We start from the raw sequence: 17,020 nt of genomic DNA, 5'->3' as shown, positions 1-17,020 counted from the left end.
CGCAGACTGCCGCGCAGCCAGGTAAACCACCCCGAGAACGCCCCTCGGGTACCCCCTAGGGGATGTCACAGGTCAGCCGCAAAGGGTGCTTCTTCCGGCCGCCCGTCCACCGGGCCCCGCCGGAGCGGGTACTTTCGATCACGTGGCTGGATTCAGGATCGGACGGGGCCGGGACAACAACCGCACCCCGCAACAACCCCCGCAGCAGCAGCCGTACGGTCAGCAGCAACCGCCGTACGGCCGGCAGCCCTACCCGCCCGCCGGTCCCCCGGCGGCCCCTCAGCAGCAGTGGCCGCAGCAGGCCGGGGGCCACGGCGAGCCCGAGTACTTCGACCCGTACGGACACGGCCAGCAGCCCCAGGCGCAGCCCCCGTACGGCCACGGCGGGCACGGCGGGCAGGGTCACGGGCACGGGTACGCCCAGGGGCACCAGGGCGGGCACCCGGGCTCGTACGCGAGCGACAACCCGGGGCACACCCAGGCCTTCGCCTACGGCGAGGACCCCTACAGCCAGGGCGCGACGTACCAGGCGGGCGGGTCCGCGGCCGCGCCGACGGGTCCGCGGCTGCCGTGGAAGGAACTGCTCCGGGGCATCGTGATGCGCCCGGGGCCGACCTTCCTGCAGATGCGCGACTACGCCGTCTGGGGGCCGGCGCTGATCGTCACCTTCCTCTACGGCCTGCTCGCGGTCTTCGGCCTCGACGACGCCCGCAAGGACGTCATCAACGCGACCCTGGCCAAGGCCGTGCCGATCGTGCTGTCGGCGGGCGTGGCCTTCGTGATCTGCGGCCTGGTCCTGGGCGCGGTCACGCACACGCTGGCCCGCCAGCTGGGCGGCGACGGGGCGTGGCAGCCGACGGTCGGCCTGTCGATGCTGGTCATGACCCTCACGGACGCACCGCGGCTGCTGTTCGCGGTGTTCCTCGGCGGCGACAACATGTTCGTGCAGGTGCTGGGCTGGGCCACCTGGCTGGCGGCGGGCGCGCTGTTCACCTCGCTGGTCAGCAAGTCGCACGACCTGCCGTGGCCGAAGGCGCTGGGCGCGTCGGCCATCCAGTTGGTCGCCCTGCTGTCGATCATCAAGCTGGGCACGATCTAGAACGAACGAACGCGAAGGGGCCCGCCGCGCGGTTTCGCGCGACGGGCCCCTTCGTATTCGCGTCCGGTATCTCAGGCGTCGAGGACCTGACCCTCACGCTTCACGACGGGCGGCTCGACCGACCAGGGGAAGTTGATCCACTCGTCGGTCTTCTTCCAGACGTACTCGCACTTCACGAGCGAGTGCGACTTCTCGTAGATGACGGCGGAGCGCACCTCGGCGACGTGCCCGAGGCAGAAGTCGTGCACCAGCTTGAGCGTCTTGCCGGTGTCGGCGACGTCGTCCGCGATCAGCACCTTCTTGTCGGTGAAGTCGATCGCCTCGGGCACGGGCGCCAGCATGACCGGCATTTCGAGGGTCGTACCGACTCCCGTGTAGAACTCCACGTTCACGAGGTGGATGTTCTTGCAGTCGAGCGCGTACGCCAGACCGCCGGCGACGAAGACCCCGCCGCGGGCGATGCTGAGGATGATGTCGGGCTCGTAGCCGTCGTCGGCGATGGTCTGCGCGAGCTCGCGCACGGCCCGCCCGAATCCCTCGTAGTCGAGGTTCTCGCGTACTCCGTCACTCATGCTTCGTGCCTCACCTGGGTGCGGTGGAAGTTCTGGAAGGACCGCGAGGCGGTCGGCCCGCGCTGGCCCTGGTACCGGGACCCGTACCGGTCACTGCCGTACGGGAACTCCGCGGGCGAGCTGAGCCGGAACATGCACAGCTGCCCGATCTTCATGCCCGGCCACAGCTTGATCGGCAGCGTGGCGAGGTTCGACAGCTCCAGCGTCACGTGGCCCGAGAACCCGGGATCGATGAAACCGGCGGTCGAGTGCGTCACCAGGCCGAGGCGGCCGAGGCTGGACTTCCCCTCCAGTCTGGAGGCAATGTCGTCGGGCAGCGAGATGACCTCGTACGTCGAGGCGAGCACGAACTCACCCGGATGAAGGATGAAGGCCTCGTCCCCCTCGGGCTCGACGAGCCGCGTCAGGTCGGCCTGCTCGATCGCGGGGTCGATGTGCGCGTAGCGGTGGTTCTCGAACACCCGGAAGAACCGGTCGAGGCGTACATCGATACTGGAGGGCTGCACCATCGACTCGTCGAAGGGGTCGATGTGCACCCGTCCGCTGTCGATCTCGGCCCGGATGTCTTTGTCAGAGAGAAGCACGTCCCGAGGATACGCAAGAGCGCGCGGGCCGCCCCAATCGAGGCGGGCCCCCGCGCGCCCCCTGGCGCTAGCGCTTGACCGCTGCCCCCACGGGCACGGCGTGCCTGAGCCGCGCGCACCGCGGGCACCGCAGCAGCCGCCCCGGCCCGATCCGGCCGGCACCGAGGTGCTGCAGCGGGAACGAGGCGGTACTGAACACGTGCCCTTCGGCACAACGGACGACGGTGTGCTCCATCGAGTCCCTTTCCCCAACGAGCTGTACTGCGACGAATCGCCACATTAGGGGATGATCGGGACCCACTCCAGCCACCACTCCGCCCCCACAAGGTACGCCCCAACTCCCGCCCCCACGAGCCTCCGTGCACCCCGCACATGACAACGACCCCCGGGCAAATTCACCGGAGGTCGATCATGGGGTAGAGTGTGCAACGATACGGCTCCAGGCAACTGGAACGCTGTGCGGATGTAGTTTAATGGTAGAACATGAGCTTCCCAAGCTTATAGCGCGGGTTCGATTCCCGTCATCCGCTCTTGCAAGAAGGCCCAGGTCAGCGACCTGGGCCTTCTTCGTCGTCTAGACCTCTCAGGGCTCGCGTGTCCTTCGCGTGCCATAACTGCCCTCACGGCGCATCAGGTTGGACCCAGGTCAGCCCGCTGAGGCCTCACGTTCGGCGGTGCGGGTGTCGGCCCCTGGCGCGGTGAGGGTTGTACGCAGCAGGTCCAGGAAGACAGTGGCTGCGGGGCTGGAGGGGCCGTCCGTGCGCCAGGCCAGAGCTACCCGGCCGCGCAGCCGCGGCTCGGTGATCTCCAGCGTCCGCAGCCCGGAGGCCGCTGCCGCGCCGGCGGGGAGGGCCGGAACCACCGCGACGCCGAGACCGCGGGCGGCGAGCTGGGCAAGGAACAGCGGAGCGGCTGCCTCGAAGGCGATGCGGGGCCGGAACCCCGCCTGCGCGCACGCGCGGTCCAGTACCCCGCGCAGCCCTGTGCCACGCGGCAGGCTGATCAGCGGGCGATCGCGGAGCTGGATCGTGATGCGCCCGGGCCACCTGCGCGAGGCCACCGCGAAGGCCGCCGCGAAGGCCCGGCACACCCTCCGCACCCGGCTGTCGACCGGGGAGAAGTCCTGCCGGAAACGGATGGCCACCCTCGCCGTCGTCCACGACGCCGAGCCCGCAATCCGCCGCCCGCACGACATCATCGCCCCGCCCGGCGGCCGCACCGGACACCGCACGGTCCGCAAAGGACCGGTCGCGCGGGCAAAATGGCTCACCGCCTCCGTCCGCGAGGACGCCGAAACGGTCATCGCCGCCGCGTTCGGCCAGGCCGAGGCCCGCGACCCCGAACACCACCGCACCTGGGTAGTGCTGATCGACGGCGCCACCCACCAGCGGGGCGGGTACGCGGCCGCGCTGCGCCGCGAGGTCGAGCAGCGGACCAGCGACAGCAAGGACGGGACGATCCGGACCAAGGTCTTCGGGGTCGGGGCGGACGCGGGCCGACGGGAGAACCGCGAGGTCGTCAGCAGGTACCTGGAAGTCGCCGAGCCCATATCGGTGATCGGCCTGGTCATGGACGTGCTGGAGGAGAAGGACGTGATCGTCCCACGTCGATCTCGTCCAGCAGACGGTCCATCTTCCGCTGAGCCGGGGGCCGCTGGGACGCCGGTCAGGGGTGCCGCTGTGCCGGGCCGCCGCCGTGCGGGCCGCCGAGCCCCCTGCTAGCGTGGATTACGTGAGTTCCGCCCTTACCGCCGCGGCACATGGCCCCGGTGAGGCAGCCGTTCATCGGCGAAGGAACGGGATCCTATGGCAGAGCAGGGCTTCAGGATCGGGGCAGCGATCACCGCGGCCGTTCTCGGCCTCCTGACGGCACAGGCCCCGGGTGCGGCGGGCGCGGCACCACCCCGCAGCGCCACCACCGAGATCACCGGGCCCGGCAAGGCCGCCGCCGCACGCTTCGTACCGGGTCCCTGCCCCAAGACCATGCCCGAGCCGATCGAAGCGCTGGCCACCGCGCGGTGCGGTGAGCTGGAGGTCCCCGAGAACCGTGACCGCCCCGATGGCCGGATCATCCGGCTGGCCGTGGCCGTCATCCCGGCCGTCTCGGCGAAACCGGCCCAGGACCCCGTGGTGTTCATGGCGGGCGGCCCCGGTGGCGAGGTCTTCGACGACATCCCGTTCCTGATCTCCTCCGGCCTGAACAAGGACCGCGAGCTGATCGTCATGGCGCAGCGCGGCAACCTCTACGACAAGCCCAACCTCGCCTGCCCGGAGGCGGACCGCTTCAACGAAGCGGCCGTGGGGCTCCCTTCGTACGCACCGCAGACCGAGCGCCTCATGCTCGCCGCGGTCAAACAGTGCCGGGACCGCCTGGCGGCCGACGGAGCCGACCTGAGCGCCTACAACAGCTTCGAGAACGCCGCCGACTTCGCCGACCTGCGCACGGCGCTCGGCATCAAGCAGTGGAACGTCTACGGCCATTCGTACGGCAGCAACCTCGCCCTGACCTACCTGCGCCTGCACCCCCAGGGGATCCGCGCGGTGGCGCTCGACTCCATCGCCCCCGCGCAGTACGTCTCCCTGCCCTTCGCCTGGGCGGGTGCCGCCGAGGGCCTCGACCACCTCTACAAGGCCTGTGCGGCGGAACCCAAGTGCAAGAGCCGCTACCCGGACATCGAGCGCACCCTGAACCAGCAGGTGCGCAAGCTCGAAGCCCGGCCGCTGACGCTGAACGTCCAGCCGCCGCAGGGCGGTGACCCTGTGAAGGTCGTCCTCGACGGCGGGGCACTGGTGAACCTGCTGGTCGCCAAGGCGATCCCGTTCAAGGACGTCCCGGCGGCGATCGACGAACTCGGCCGCGGCAACCCGGAGCGCTTCGCAAAGGCCCGCGCCGCCGGTTCGTCCCAGGTCATCGGCCAGAGCGCCCACGGCCTCACGAACTCGGTGGTGTGCAGCGAATGGACGCCGGACCATTCGGAGTCCGACCTCCTGAAGGCGGGCCGCGAGGCGTTCCCCGACTGGCCGGACCAGGTCCTGACCCAAGCGCCCCAACTGGCCTTCCAGGAACAGGTGTGCCGAATCTGGAACGTCCCGGACCGCACCGCCCTGATACGTGAGGCGCCCGTCAGCTCGGTGCCGACGCTCTTCATCAACGGGACCGGTGACATGAAGAGCGGGGCGAGCTGGGCGCAGAAGACGGCCCGTCAACTGCCCGGGTCGACCACCGTTCAGATCCCCGGCATCGGGCACTGGGTGGTCCCGCAGTCGCCCTGTGGCCAGAAGGTGCTGGAGTCCTTCCTCAGCCGTCCCACCGCGCCCGACACCGGCTGCGTGGCGGACCAGAAGTGGGAACCGTTCACGATCACCCCGAAGTGACCGGGAGGGCAGATGTCACGCCCGCATGTACGACGCTTGCGCTCCAGGTCGGCCGCGGCGGCCACCGGAATACTCGTGACCGGCCTGCTCGCGGGGCCGGCGAGCGCACAGGGGGAGACGCCCGGCGGAGCGAGCGGCACGGTCGCCCGCACCGTGGGCGACGCCCGCTACGAGCCGGGCCCCTGTCCGAGGACGCCGGAAGCGCTCGAGGAGCTGAAAGGGGCCCGGTGCGGCACTCTCACCGTGCCCGAGAACCGCGCCAAGACGGACAGCCGGAAGATCACCCTGGGTGTCGCGATCGTGCCGGCGACCTCGGACAAGCCGAAACCCGACCCGATCGTGGTGCTCGTCGGCGGACCCGGCAACGACGCCGTCGGTCAGGCGAAGATGATCGTCGGCGGCCGCCTGAACACCGACCGGGACGTGATCCTCATGTCCCAGCGCGGCACCTATTCGGCCGACCCGGAGCTCACCTGCAGCAACATAGACGAGTTCGAAGCACGCGCCGTCGGCCTCGTCTACAACGCGCCGTCCACCGAGCGCGAGCACCTCGCGGTCATCCAGGCCTGCCACGACCGACTCGCCGCCCGCGGCGTCGACCTCGGCGCCTACAACGACATCCAGAGCTCCGCCGACTACGCCGACCTGCGCCGCGCGCTGAACCTCCCGCAGTGGAACGTGTACGGCATCTCCTACGGAACCCACCTGGCGCTCGGCTACATGCGCGACCACCCGGAGGGAATCCGCTCGGTCGCACTCGACGGCGTCCTGCCACCGTCCAAGGCAGGATTCGCGCAGGCATGGAGCAGCGCCAAGCAAGGCATCGACAGCATGTTCAAGGCATGCGAGGAGCAGCCGGCGTGCAACAGCCGCTACCCGGACCTGCCCGCCACCTTCGACAGGATGATCCATCAGCTCACGGCCAAACCGATCACCACCACCGTCAAGACCCCCGGCAGCCCCGAACCCGTGAAGGTGGTCCTGGACGGCGGAGCCCTGATGAACTGGATGACCACCGCCACCCACGTGGCCCCCGGCGTCCCCCGCTCGCTCGACGAACTGGCCCACGGCAACCCGCAGCGGGTCGCCGAGCAGTGGGCGGCGAGCAGGGTCACCCCGGAGTACGACGGCCGGATCTCCCACGGCCTCGAGTACGGCGTGTTCTGCAGCTCGATGGTGCCGTACGAGACCGAGGCGCAATCCGTGAAGGGCGCCGAGGCGAACTTCCCCGGCTTCCCCGCCTCGGTACAGGCCCAGGCCCCCCAGTTCACCTTCGTACGCGAGGACTGCGCCGGCTGGAACGTCCCCGCGGTCCCGCCGTCGGCCCGGGAGGTCACCCGCAGTGACATCCCCACCCTCGTCATGTCGGGCGGATTCGACTCCCAGACCGGCGCCGAGAGCGGCACGTACGTGGCCCGCACCCTGCCCCGATCCACCGTCGTCACCATCCCGTACAACCCCCACGTGGTCCTCGCCACGTCGAAGTGCGCGCAGTCCATCGCCGTCTCGTTCTTCAACACCCCCACGGCCCCGAACACGGGCTGCCTCAAGGACGTGGAGCCCCCGAAGTTCGAGATCGGTCCTTGACGCGACCTAAGCCTCGGGTGTGATGCCCGAGGTTCCAGTAGCGGTGTCCGCGGCGTCGAAGTGCTTGGCCGCCCGGTCGAAGTAGCGCAGCAGCTCGACCGGGAACGGCATCACGAGGGTGGAGTTCTTCTCCGCCGCCACCTCGACCACCGTCTGCAGCAAGCGCAACTGCATCGCCTCCGGCGTATCGGCCGTGATCCGTGAGGCCGATGGTTGTACTCTGCGCAGCCCGCCCTTGACCTGCGATGAGCGGCAGGGAGCAGACAAACCGGGAGTTTCCTTACGCTTCGGACCATACCCAAGTCCGACATCTAGCTTTCGGATGTTTCCGCAGGTCAGTCCCCCTGATCCCTTCGGGTGCGTCTTGCCGGCGTGAAAACATGGCTGCGGCGCCTGCCCGCCGATGCCGGTAGCTCGTTGGGACGTTGAGCCCGTAGGTCAGTCTGGTGCCGGGGCCGCAGAGGGGCCACGCACTGTTGCCATCGAGCACGTCGGTCAGATTCTCGCTCCCCCCGCGGCCCCTTGGGCAGGCGTCGGCCCGTACGGACCAATACCGGGGTCAGCCGAGATACGGCCGGAAGGGATAGTAGGGCGATCTCGAGAGGCTGACTTGCCCCGCGTGCATGGCTGTTGCGGAGGTTGCGCGTGGTGGGGCGGGATATGTTGATCTGGGCCAGTTCATAGCCCCGGGTTTCCGTCATTCGCGCACGACAACCTGTACGGGCGCCCGCCCCCGGTACCCCGAGGGGCGGACGCCCTGCCGCTCCGGCCCTCAGGCGAGGGGGTTGCGGGCGGATTTGGAGCCCTCGGAGCAGGGGTCGGTGCCCCACTCCTCGTTACAGATGATGAGTGCGATGTTGGCGATGTTGTAGCCGTCCGAGAGGCTCAGGCCATTGTGCGGCGTCCCGCTCCCGTTGCAGCCGTTGTAGTCGTAGCGGAGCGTCGAGGTTGTCCAGTACTGACCGTTCGTCCGGTAGACCTTGAACTTCGCGTACACCGGGTTGGCATTGCACTTGGTGTCGCGGACGGTGAGGTTAATGTTGGACAGGCTGCCCGGGCCTGCCCACGTCCACGAGGCGCTCGCCGTGCCGTATCCGCTGGTCACCGAGGCGGATCCGGTAGCGGCGTGGGCGGTGCCTGGAAGCGCGAGGACGACCGCGGCGGCGGCCGCGGCGGTCGGCAGGGCATGACGGATGCGCATCGTTCCCCCTGGTCGGTCGCTGATGACGGGCCGAACCTAGCGCCCCGTCCCGGCAGAACGACAGGCTCCATAGCAAAGCCCCAGGTCAGCGACCTGGGGCTTGTTTGTTGTCTAGACCTATTGGGTGCCATGCGCGCCACGAGCTCGCTGAGGCAGAGCTCCGGGCGGGCTCCCCCGAGCCCGACGACCACGCGCTGTGGCCGGTCGCACAGTTGTGGGTCTGGCGGGGCTGCGGCCGGTTCTGCGATGCTTCCGTCCGACAAGCGACGGCGGAACGAGGAAGCCGGTGAGATTCCGGCACGGTACCGCCACTGTGTAGGGGGAGCGACTCCACCCATGGCCACCGCCCCATCCGGGGGTGGGAAGGCCGGAGAAGCCGTGATCCCGAGTCAGGAGACTCACGCCGTCGCACCTCGATGTACGGGGCGGATTTCCCCAGGAGAGGCGGTGGCACTCGTGTGCCTGCGTATGCGTTGTGGCGGCTTCGCGCTGCCCGTGGTTCTTCGGAGCCGGTCTGCCCGGGTTGATTCCCGCGCCCGTTCCCTCCTCAGGTTCTGACGACCCCCTCCCCCAGCGGGTTCCTTCCCGTGCGCCCGCATCACGTGCCCTGCGTACCAGTGCTGCGCACTGCCCATGAACGTCACCAGGAGTCACCTTGTCCGTACGATCCGCCATGCCCGGTCGCCGTCAGGCAGCCGTGGTGGCCTTCCTCGCCGCCGCCCTCACGCTCACCGCGTGCGGCAGCGACGCCGGCCCGCCCGCCGACGCCAAGGCCCAGGCCGTCGGGGGGGGTTGCATCAAGGACTTCGACCCGGCCAAGGACTACTTCCCGGTCAAGTCGACGGTGGAGCACGCCAAGAACTTCACGCTCCGGTACGAGAAGAGCTACCAGGTGCTCACCGTCAACGAGCCCTTCCCCAAGGGGAAGCCCGAGTCGTACGTCCTGGTCAAGTGCGGTGCGCCAAAGCCGGAGTTGACCGGTGAGCTGGCGTCCGCGCAGCAGGTCACGGTTCCGGTCAAGAGCCTGTACTCCGCCTCCACCACCCACCTGCCGCTGCTCACCGAGACCGGCGCCCTCGACGTGCTGACGGGGGTGGCGAGCACCGCGACCATCTCCTCCGCCCAGGTGATCGAGCGGGTGAAGGCAGGGAAGGTCACCGAGTACGCCAAGGACCGTACGCTCAACGCCGAGACGGTCATCGGCGCCAAGCCGGATGTACTGATGACCCAGGGCACCGACGACCCGCAGTACCCGAAGCTGCGCCAGGCCGGAATCGCCGTCGTCGCCAACGCCGAGTGGCTGGAGGCCAGTCCGCTCGGCCGCGCCGAGTGGGTCAAGGCGATGGCCGCGCTCACCGGGGCGGAGCAGCGAGCCGGCGAGGTCTTCGACACCATCGAGACCGACTACCGGAAGGTCGCCGAGAAGGGCGCACAGGCGGTAAAGGACGGCAAGACCGTCGAAATCCTGCCCGGCACGATGTACCAGGGCACCTGGTACATGCCCGCCGGCGGCAGCTACGCCGCCCAGCTGATCAAGGACGCGGGCGGCACCTACCCCTGGGCCGGCGAGGCGGGCACCGGCAACCTGCAGCTGAACTTCGAGGCCGTGTACGCCAAGGGCGGCGAGGCCCCGGTCTGGATCGCCGACCAGAAGTGGAAGTCCACCGCCGACGCGGTGAAGGCGGACAACCGGTACGGGCAGTTGAAGGCTCTCTCCGGCGGTGCGGTCTGGACGAACACCAAGGCGCTCGGCCCCGGCGGCGGCAACGACTACTTCGAGCGCGGCGTGCTGCGCCCTGACCTGGTCCTCGCCGACCTCTTCGCGCTGATGCACCCGGACCAGGCGAAGGACCACACGTTCACCTTCTACCAGCCGGTGCCGAAGGCGTGACGACGCACACGGCAACCGCGCCGACCGCCGTCCCGGATGCCCCCGACGCCCCGCGGCCGCTGCGGGCGGGGCGGCGGCGCCTCGCCGTCGTCCTCGCCCTCGCGGCCGGTACCGCCACGCTGTTCGTCCTCACCATCGCGACCGGCTCCCACCCGGTGCCGGTCGCGGAGGTGGTGCGGATCCTGTTCGGCGGCACCGCCGAGGACCCGCGATGGACGGTGATCGTCGAGCAGGTGCGGCTGCCGCGCGCGCTGACCGCCGCCGCCGTCGGTGCCGCCCTGGCGGTGGCGGGCGCACAGATGCAGACCTTGTTCCGCAACGCGCTGGCCGACCCGTTCTCCCTCGGGGTGAGTTCGGGCGCGAGCATGGGCGTCGCCGCCGTGGTGGTCGGCACCGGCGGGGTGGCCGGAAGCTTCACCGGAAACCTCGCCGGACTGGGGCGTGGGGGCGTCGTCCTGGCCGCCTCGCTCGGCGCCGCCGCCGTGCTGGCCCTCGTACTGCTGCTCTCGCGATGGGTCCAGTCGGCCGTCACCCTGCTCGTCATCGGTGTCATGATCGGGTCGGCGGCCACCGCCGTGGTCGGCGTGATGCTCGTCTACGCCCGTCCCGAACGCGCCCAGCAGTTCGTCATGTGGGGCCTGGGCAGCTTCAGCGCCACGACCTGGCCCGACCTCCAGGTCATGCTGCCCGTCATCGGAGCCGGACTGCTGACCGCCCTGCTCACCGCCAAACGCCTCAACGCCCTGCTGCTCGGCGAGGACTACGCCCGCACCATGGGGCTGAACGTGCGGCGCAGCCGCGATCTGGCCCTGCTCGGCACGTCGCTGCTGGCGGGCGCGGCGACCGCGTTCTGCGGCCCCGTCGCCTTCCTGGGCCTCGCGGTGCCGCATCTGACGCGGGTGGCGCTGGGGACCTCGGACCACCGGGCGCTCATCCCGGCGTCCATGCTCGCCGGGGCCTTCCTCGCGCTGGCGTGCGCGCTGCTGAGCCAGCCGCCCGGCACGGATTCCGTGCTGCCGCTCAACGCCATCACCTCACTGTTCGGCGCCCCCGTCGTCATCGCGTTCCTGATCCGCAGCCGTCGCGGCGTACAAGGAGTGGCCTCGTGACCGACACGATGACCGGACCCGTCACGGACACGGCCGACCGACCGGACCGGACCGGCGGCCTGGTCACCCAGGGGCTCGCCGTCGGCTACCGCACCCGGTCGCCGCGCCGCCGCGGCACGGGGCGTGCCGTGCTCTCGGGGCTGGACCTCCAGGCGCGGGCCGGCGAACTGACCGTCCTGCTCGGCCCCAACGGCGCGGGCAAGTCCACTCTCCTGCGCACCCTGTGCGGGCTCCTGCCGCCGCTCGACGGCCGGATACGCATCGGTGGCGCCGACCTCGCACGGCAGCGGCCGGCCGCGCTCGCCCGGCGGCTCGCGGTCGTCCTGACCGACCGGGTGGACCCCGGGCTGCTGTCCGTACGAGAACTGGCCGGGCTCGGCCGCCACCCGCACACCGGCTTCACCGGCCGCCTCACGGCCGCGGACCACGCGGCCGTCGAGTGGTCGCTGGGGGCGGTGGGGGCCGGGCATCTGGCCGACCGGCCGGCCGCCGAGCTCTCCGACGGCGAGCGCCAGCGCGTCCTGACCGCCCGCGCCCTCGCCCAGGAACCCGAGGTCGTCCTCCTCGACGAGCCGACCGCCTTCCTCGACGTCCCCTCACGGGTGGCGCTCACGGTGCTGCTGCGGGACCTCGCCCGGGACAAGGGCCTGACCGTCGTGGTCAGTACGCACGATCTGGAGCTGGCCCTGCGGGTGGCCGATGCGGTCTGGCTCGTCGACCGCGACTCCCGCGTCCACGCCGGCGCGCCCGAGGACCTGATCCGCGGGGGCGCCGTGGGCGCCGCGTTCGACGCCGACCACCTCGCCTTCGACCCGGTCTCCGGCACCTTCGGACTGCGCCGCGCCGAGCGGGCCCGCGTAACGGTGGACGCGCCGCCCGATGTGCTCCCGCTCCTCGAACGCGCCCTCGCCCGGGAAGGACTGGCCGTCGCGGATCCGGGCGACCCGGCCACCGGCCCGAGGGTGAGCTGGGACGGAGCGGACGGGATCGTCCTCACCAGCCCGAACGGGCGGGTCGTCCGCACGCCCAGCTTCCACGAGCTGACGCGGGCGGTACGGACGTGGTGAACGCGGTCGTCACCCCCGACACCCTGGCGCGGATCTCCACGATCGGCCCCTACTTCGCGGTGGCCACCGGCCCCCGTCCCGATGCCAACGGCTTCCGGCCGATAACCGACCTGTACGCCGACCCGGGTGTGCTTGAGGAATGCGTACGGAACGTCTCCGGGCGGCTGGGCACCGACCAGTCCAGGGTGGCCGCATCCACCCTGCACCTGGGCACCGCCTCCCGACTCTGGTCGATCGCCCTCGCCTGCGCCGCGCTCACCGGCCGCGTCCCGGACCTGGGGCCCGACCGGCTGCGGTGGCGCCTGCCCGCCTCCGGGCCCCTCGATCTGTGGCTTCCCGACGTGCGCGAGGTGGAGCAGGATCCGCTCCCGGCCCTGCACAACACCGTCGCCGTCCAGAACCTGGCCCCGTGGGCCGACGCCGTACGGCGCGTGTCCGGCGTGTCCCCCCACACCCTGCGCGGCAACGCCGCCTCGGCGCTGATCGGAGCCCACCGCGTCCTGCTCGCCAGGCAGCCACGCACCCCGTTGCCCGTCGTACCGCTCGTCCGCGCCCTACTGGACCGGCCTCCACTGGCAGGCGCCGGTACGTACCGCGTCGCCCCCGCCGCACCGCTCGCCTTCCGACGCCGCAGCTGCTGTCTGTACTACCGGGTGCCGGGCGCGGGCACCTGCGGCGACTGCGTCCTCAACCCCAAGGAGAAGACCGCATGACCAACTCCGAGCCGACCGTCGTCGAAACCCCCGGCGGCGGCACCCAACACGTCTGGCCCCTCCCCGTCGACGAGGCCACCCTCCTCGACCTCGTCACCACCGTCTTTACCGACCACTGGCAGCACATCCACTTCGGACCCATCATCGAAGGCGCCGCCTGGGAGGTCGGGGCCCCGGGCGCCCCCACCGCCATCACCATGAACGACGGCTACTCCACCGTCGACTTCGGCGCCTGGCACTTCCACCTGTGCATCGGCGAGCACACCGCCTCCGGCCCCGAACTCGGCCGCATCCGCCGCTGCTCCCGCGCCGAGCTCTACCGCAGCCTCGGCTCCGACGGCGCCCCTGTCAGCTGGGGAGCCCGCCTGTTCAACGGCCGCGACGAGCAGATGATGACCGTCCTGCTGCCCAACCCGTTCCTCACCGACCGCCAAGAGATCCTCGACACCCCCGACTTCACCCGCCTCACCGCGTGGGACAGCCTCCGCGACCGCTTCCTGGGCCTTTCGCCCGACCCACTGGACCGCACGGGCAAGGGGTTTCGGCACAGCGGTTGAGGCAAGAGAGGCGCGCCCGGCGAGTGCTGCGTGCGGGGCCGTGCCACAACGTGCCAGTAGAGGCGGTGCACAGCGGTCAACAAGGGATACACCCGGGACCGGAGGAAGCCCCTTCGTGAAGAACATTTCCGCAGGTCAGATGGCGTTCTCCTGCCGGAGCGCCGGGTGATTCCCAAGCTTATAGCGCGGGTTCGATTCCCGTCATCCGCTCCACGACAAAGCCCCAGGTCAGCGACCTGGGGCTTGTTTGTTGTCTAGACCTATCTCAGCCCGCGTGCCATTCGCGTGCCATAACTGTCCTAACGGGGCGTCAGGTTGGTGACGTGCCCCTTGTGAGGATCACCTCGCCCGAGCGGTCCGACCGGGTGCCGGCGCCGAGCACGAACATTCGCCCGGTCCCAGTCGGGCTGGGCTGCCCGCCGTCAGCAGGCACCCGCTGGAGCCGGACGGTGACGTCGATGTCGGCGGCGAGCCTGCGCTAGTGCTCCTTCGTGGAGTGCTGGTAGATCAGCGGGGCCCGCTCCGAGGACTGGCCCGCGCGGACCATGAGGTCCTTCAGCTTGGCCCCGGTGTCGGCGGCGAGGGTGTTCCCGGTGTGGCGCAGGTCGTAGAAGCGGAATTCCTTCGGCATGCCGACCGCCTCACGGGCCTTGCGCCACTTCCGACCGAAGGACGTACCTCGCAGGGGTGCGCCCTTCTCCCCCACGAAGACGAGACCCTCGGGTCCGTCCTCTGCGAACCACTCCAGATGCCGGCGGACGTCCAGAAGCACGAGGCTGGGCAGCATGATCTCCCGCTTGCCCGCGCGGGACTTGGGATCCCCGATCACCCTGTGCCCCGTGTTCAGCTCCGGGGCGGCCCTGCGTACGCGGACCGAGCCCGCGTCGAGATCGACGTCGGCGCGTCGCAGCTCGGCCAGTTCCTCCGGCCGCATGGAGGCGAAGGCCCCCAGCAGGACCATCAGCCGCCAGCGGATCCCGATGGCCTCGGCGAGCGCGAAGACCTGCTCGACGGTGGCCACGGGCCGTTCGTCGGCGTCTTCGCACCCCGCACCTCGGATCGAGCACGGGTTGCGCCGGATCAGCTCGTCCTCGACCGCCGTCTGCATGATCGCCTTCAGCAGCCGGTAGGACTTGGCCGCCGTGGTCTTGCCGGTCGCCTTCAGCCGTTCCGCGCGCCAGGTCCTGACCTTGGCGGGGCTGATGGCGTTGACGTACTCCTCCCCGAAGGACGGCTCCAGGTGGAGGCGCAGGAGCCGTCGGTACAGCTCGTCGGTGGTGGCCGCGATGCCCCGCTCCTCGATCCAGCGCAGGGCGTACTCGGCGAACAGCACCTCGCCTGCGGTCGGGTCGATCCAGTCGCCACGAGCCTGGTCGGCCTGGATCTGGGCGAGGAACAGCTCCGCTTCCCGCTTGCTCTCGTACGTCTGCGGGGCGGGTCGCAGCACGCCGTCCGTGCCGGGGTAGCGGGCTTGGTAGCGGCCCGAGGGGAGGGTGCGGATCGCGCCGAAGCTGCGGCGCGGGGCCCTTCTGCGGGAGCGCGCCACTCAGACCACCAGCCCGTAGCCGACGCGGCGCCCGCGGACGGGCTCGACGGTCCGCTCGGCGATATAGGCGGCCAGCACGCTGTCGGCGATGCGGACGTGCTTGCCGAGCTTCACGTAGCGGATGCGCCGCTCGGCGATGAGGCGGCGGATAAAGCGCACGCCGGTGCCGAGGCGCTCTGCGGCTTCTTCGACCGTGAGTAGACGGTCGTTTGTCGTCGCCTCCTTCACGGCACTGGATCCCTCGGCAATTGATTTCCGACTCTTCCCGCCCGCTCCATCGGCGGCGAGGATTTTTCGGGCAGGGGTTATCGGCGATCGACGCAAGAGTGTCCTCTCGTGAAATGGGCAGGAGTGTGGCTAGGAACGGGACGGCAGGCGTACCGGGAACACAGCTCACCGCCGGTGGCCCGACCCCCGACGTGGAGACCCGCCTGCGGGCGATTGGATCGTGCATCCCGCCAGCGGCACGCGCCGACCTGGCCCGCTACCGGCCAGCCCGCGCCGCCCGCGAAGCCGCCATCGCGCAGGGCCGCCCTGACGCCCTGAGTGTCCCGTGCACCTGGTGCCACGCCCGCGAGGGCGAACAGTGCCGCAGCCGGCGTGTGGGCCCCGACGGCAGCGCCCGGGGCAACGCGTACCGCGCCGTACCCCACCCGACACGCATCGACCTCGCCGCGGAACTCACGCGACAGGGAGCCGCATGACCTACCCCACCCCGTACCCGCTGGGCGGTCGTCGCGTGAACCGCAAGGGGCGCATCGCCCTCGTCGTCGGCTTGGTGGCCGTGGTCCTCATGGCCTTCCGCGTATCGTGGAACGCGCTGTCCGACGTGGCCCGCGCCATCGGAGCCGATCCCACCGCCGCCCTGCTCTACCCGATCGTGGTCGACGGACTGATGGCCCTCGCGCTGGTCGCCGCGCTCGTGCTCACCGGCGCCGACCGGAAGTTCGCACTGCGGGTCCTTGCGACCTACACCGTCGCCAGCCTCCTGCTGAACTACGTGCACGGCCTCGTCCCGGCCCTGCACACCACCTCGGTCCAGTGGGGCCGACTGGCCGACTGGGACCCCGCGAACTGGGCCCTCGTACTGCTGGCGACCTCGCTCCCGGTCGGGTCGATCTACTTCGGATCGGACCTCGTGGCGAAGGTTCTGCACCCCAACCCCGAGTCGGCCGACTCTCCCGAAGCGGCCTCCGGCCAGTCGGTGAGCCAGCAAGCCGACCAGTCGGCCAGCGCGCAGGCCCCAGAGTCGAGGTCTGGCCAGGCCGAGTCGGCCTCCGAGCAGCCGACCGAATCGACCCCCACGAAGGTCGCCGAGGCTCCCTCGACGGGGCCGACCGAGGCCGACAAGTCGGCTCCCGCTGCACGGCCGCCACGGTCGGCCGCCGTGACGGAGTCGACGGGATCGGCCCCGCGTCGGGCGACCGGTCGGGTCCCCGCCGCCGTCAAGCCGACCCCCAACCGCACCCGCACAGCCGACGACGTCCTCCACAAGGCTCGAATCCTGACCGCCGATTGGAGCGACGACGAACTGAACGCCGAGCGTCTGCGCACCACGCTACGGATCGGTCAGAAGCCCGCCCGCCTCCTGCGCGACCAACTGCAGGCCGAGCGCACCGGCCAGACCCAGCCCGACGCGGATGGCGGCATCAGGGCCGGACTACTCGGCGAAGCCGCCATCCCCGCCGGCACCGTCTGACCCCCCGCAAAGACGCCGCCC

Annotated in this window: 14 protein-coding genes, 1 tRNA gene, 4 pseudogenes and 1 riboswitch; of the genes and pseudogenes, 12 read left to right on the top strand and 7 right to left on the bottom strand. The window is 70.6% G+C overall.

The window, feature by feature from the left end:
- Positions 1-142: 142 nt before the first annotated feature.
- Positions 143-1,099 (top strand): Yip1 family protein, encoded by a 957-nt coding sequence (locus AB0M99_RS22040; RefSeq protein ID WP_365922891.1) that lies wholly within the window; start codon positions 143-145, stop codon positions 1,097-1,099.
- Positions 1,100-1,170: 71 nt separating this feature from the next.
- Here the strand turns inward: AB0M99_RS22040 and AB0M99_RS22035 are convergent, their stop codons facing one another.
- Complete coding sequence (locus tag AB0M99_RS22035; protein ID WP_326588922.1) at positions 1,171-1,671, bottom strand: phosphoribosyltransferase; 501 nt, start codon at positions 1,669-1,671, stop codon at positions 1,171-1,173.
- Positions 1,668-2,255 (bottom strand): dCTP deaminase, encoded by a 588-nt coding sequence (gene dcd, locus AB0M99_RS22030; RefSeq protein WP_365922889.1) that lies wholly within the window; start codon positions 2,253-2,255, stop codon positions 1,668-1,670. Before dcd ends, AB0M99_RS22035 begins: the two co-directional genes overlap by 4 nt.
- Positions 2,256-2,714: 459 nt before the next feature.
- On the opposite strand from dcd, the gene AB0M99_RS22025 reads away from it, so the two are divergent.
- Positions 2,715-2,785 (top strand) — tRNA-Gly (locus AB0M99_RS22025).
- 116 nt (positions 2,786-2,901) lie between these two features.
- On the opposite strand, the pseudogene AB0M99_RS22020 reads toward AB0M99_RS22025, so the two are convergent.
- A pseudogene (locus tag AB0M99_RS22020) lies at positions 2,902-3,276 on the bottom strand (LysR family transcriptional regulator substrate-binding protein); the annotation flags it as partial.
- 4 nt (positions 3,277-3,280) lie between these two features.
- On the opposite strand from AB0M99_RS22020, the pseudogene AB0M99_RS22015 reads away from it, so the two are divergent.
- From AB0M99_RS22015 to AB0M99_RS22005, 3 genes and pseudogenes are all read left to right on the top strand, one after another.
- A pseudogene (locus AB0M99_RS22015) lies at positions 3,281-3,643 on the top strand (ISKra4 family transposase); the annotation flags it as partial.
- Between the two features lie 417 nt (positions 3,644-4,060).
- Positions 4,061-5,629, top strand: a complete 1,569-nt coding sequence (locus AB0M99_RS22010; protein ID WP_365922887.1) for an alpha/beta hydrolase — start codon at positions 4,061-4,063, stop codon at positions 5,627-5,629.
- A gap of 36 nt (positions 5,630-5,665) precedes the next feature.
- A complete protein-coding gene (locus tag AB0M99_RS22005) occupies positions 5,666-7,216 on the top strand; it encodes an alpha/beta hydrolase (RefSeq protein WP_365922885.1) in 1,551 nt (516 codons plus the stop codon).
- 6 nt (positions 7,217-7,222) lie between these two features.
- Here AB0M99_RS22005 and AB0M99_RS22000 read toward each other — a convergent pair.
- Both AB0M99_RS22000 and AB0M99_RS21995 read right to left on the bottom strand, forming a co-directional pair.
- A pseudogene (locus AB0M99_RS22000) lies at positions 7,223-7,423 on the bottom strand (slipin family protein); the annotation flags it as partial.
- Between the two features lie 565 nt (positions 7,424-7,988).
- Positions 7,989-8,417 carry a hypothetical protein gene (locus AB0M99_RS21995; protein WP_365922883.1) on the bottom strand — a complete coding sequence of 143 codons (429 nt, stop codon included), beginning with the start codon at positions 8,415-8,417 and terminating at the stop codon, positions 7,989-7,991.
- A gap of 235 nt (positions 8,418-8,652) precedes the next feature.
- Positions 8,653-8,838: riboswitch (cobalamin riboswitch) on the top strand.
- Between the two features lie 234 nt (positions 8,839-9,072).
- Here AB0M99_RS21995 and AB0M99_RS21990 point away from each other — a divergent pair.
- From AB0M99_RS21990 to AB0M99_RS21970, 5 genes are read left to right on the top strand one after another with little or no spacing between them, the layout of a single operon-like run.
- A complete protein-coding gene (locus AB0M99_RS21990) occupies positions 9,073-10,308 on the top strand; it encodes an ABC transporter substrate-binding protein (RefSeq protein ID WP_365922881.1) in 1,236 nt (411 codons plus the stop codon).
- Positions 10,305-11,417, top strand: a complete 1,113-nt coding sequence (locus AB0M99_RS21985; RefSeq protein WP_365922879.1) for an iron ABC transporter permease — start codon at positions 10,305-10,307, stop codon at positions 11,415-11,417. Before AB0M99_RS21990 ends, AB0M99_RS21985 begins: the two co-directional genes overlap by 4 nt.
- Positions 11,414-12,484: an ABC transporter ATP-binding protein gene (locus AB0M99_RS21980; RefSeq protein WP_365922877.1), complete on the top strand. Its 1,071-nt coding sequence runs from the start codon at positions 11,414-11,416 to the stop codon at positions 12,482-12,484. Before AB0M99_RS21985 ends, AB0M99_RS21980 begins: the two co-directional genes overlap by 4 nt.
- The gene (locus tag AB0M99_RS21975) at positions 12,478-13,197 is read left to right on the top strand and encodes a (2Fe-2S)-binding protein (protein ID WP_365922875.1); all 720 of its coding nucleotides are present in this window, start codon (positions 12,478-12,480) and stop codon (positions 13,195-13,197) included. Before AB0M99_RS21980 ends, AB0M99_RS21975 begins: the two co-directional genes overlap by 7 nt.
- Positions 13,194-13,754 (top strand): hypothetical protein, encoded by a 561-nt coding sequence (locus AB0M99_RS21970; protein ID WP_365922873.1) that lies wholly within the window; start codon positions 13,194-13,196, stop codon positions 13,752-13,754. Before AB0M99_RS21975 ends, AB0M99_RS21970 begins: the two co-directional genes overlap by 4 nt.
- Before the next feature lie 478 nt (positions 13,755-14,232).
- On the opposite strand, the gene AB0M99_RS21965 is transcribed toward AB0M99_RS21970, so the two are convergent.
- On the bottom strand, positions 14,233-15,300 hold the full coding sequence (locus tag AB0M99_RS21965) for a site-specific integrase (protein ID WP_365922871.1): 1,068 nt from the start codon (positions 15,298-15,300) through the stop codon (positions 14,233-14,235).
- Positions 15,301-15,528: a helix-turn-helix domain-containing protein gene (locus AB0M99_RS21960; RefSeq protein ID WP_365922869.1), complete on the bottom strand. Its 228-nt coding sequence runs from the start codon at positions 15,526-15,528 to the stop codon at positions 15,301-15,303. It lies immediately after the preceding gene.
- A gap of 161 nt (positions 15,529-15,689) precedes the next feature.
- Here AB0M99_RS21960 and AB0M99_RS21955 point away from each other — a divergent pair.
- Together AB0M99_RS21955 and AB0M99_RS21950 are read left to right on the top strand one after the other, a co-directional pair.
- Positions 15,690-16,004, top strand: a pseudogene (locus AB0M99_RS21955) (hypothetical protein); the annotation flags it as partial.
- Entirely contained in the window at positions 16,001-16,999 is a 999-nt protein-coding gene (locus AB0M99_RS21950; protein WP_365922867.1) for a DUF2637 domain-containing protein, read from the top strand. The pseudogene AB0M99_RS21955 and the gene AB0M99_RS21950, both read left to right, overlap by 4 nt.
- Positions 17,000-17,020: the final 21 nt, after the last annotated feature.

The sequence above is a fragment of the Streptomyces sp. NPDC051183 genome (genome assembly GCF_040682455.1).
GTDB lineage: Bacteria > Actinomycetota > Actinomycetes > Streptomycetales > Streptomycetaceae > Streptomyces.
The sequence above is the reverse complement of the archived record's forward strand: the minus strand, read 5'-3'. Positions and strand labels throughout refer to the sequence as shown.

Excerpts from the sequence above, each read along its gene's own strand:
- AB0M99_RS22035 (WP_326588922.1), bottom strand. The coding sequence starts at position 1,671 with ATGAGTGACGGAGTACGCGAGAACCTCGACTACGAGGGATTCGGGCGG.
- AB0M99_RS22010 (WP_365922887.1), top strand. The coding sequence starts at position 4,061 with ATGGCAGAGCAGGGCTTCAGGATCGGGGCAGCGATCACCGCGGCCGTT.
- AB0M99_RS21995 (WP_365922883.1), bottom strand. The coding sequence starts at position 8,417 with ATGCGCATCCGTCATGCCCTGCCGACCGCCGCGGCCGCCGCCGCGGTC.
- AB0M99_RS21970 (WP_365922873.1), top strand. The coding sequence starts at position 13,194 with ATGACCAACTCCGAGCCGACCGTCGTCGAAACCCCCGGCGGCGGCACC.
- AB0M99_RS21950 (WP_365922867.1), top strand. The coding sequence starts at position 16,001 with ATGACCTACCCCACCCCGTACCCGCTGGGCGGTCGTCGCGTGAACCGC.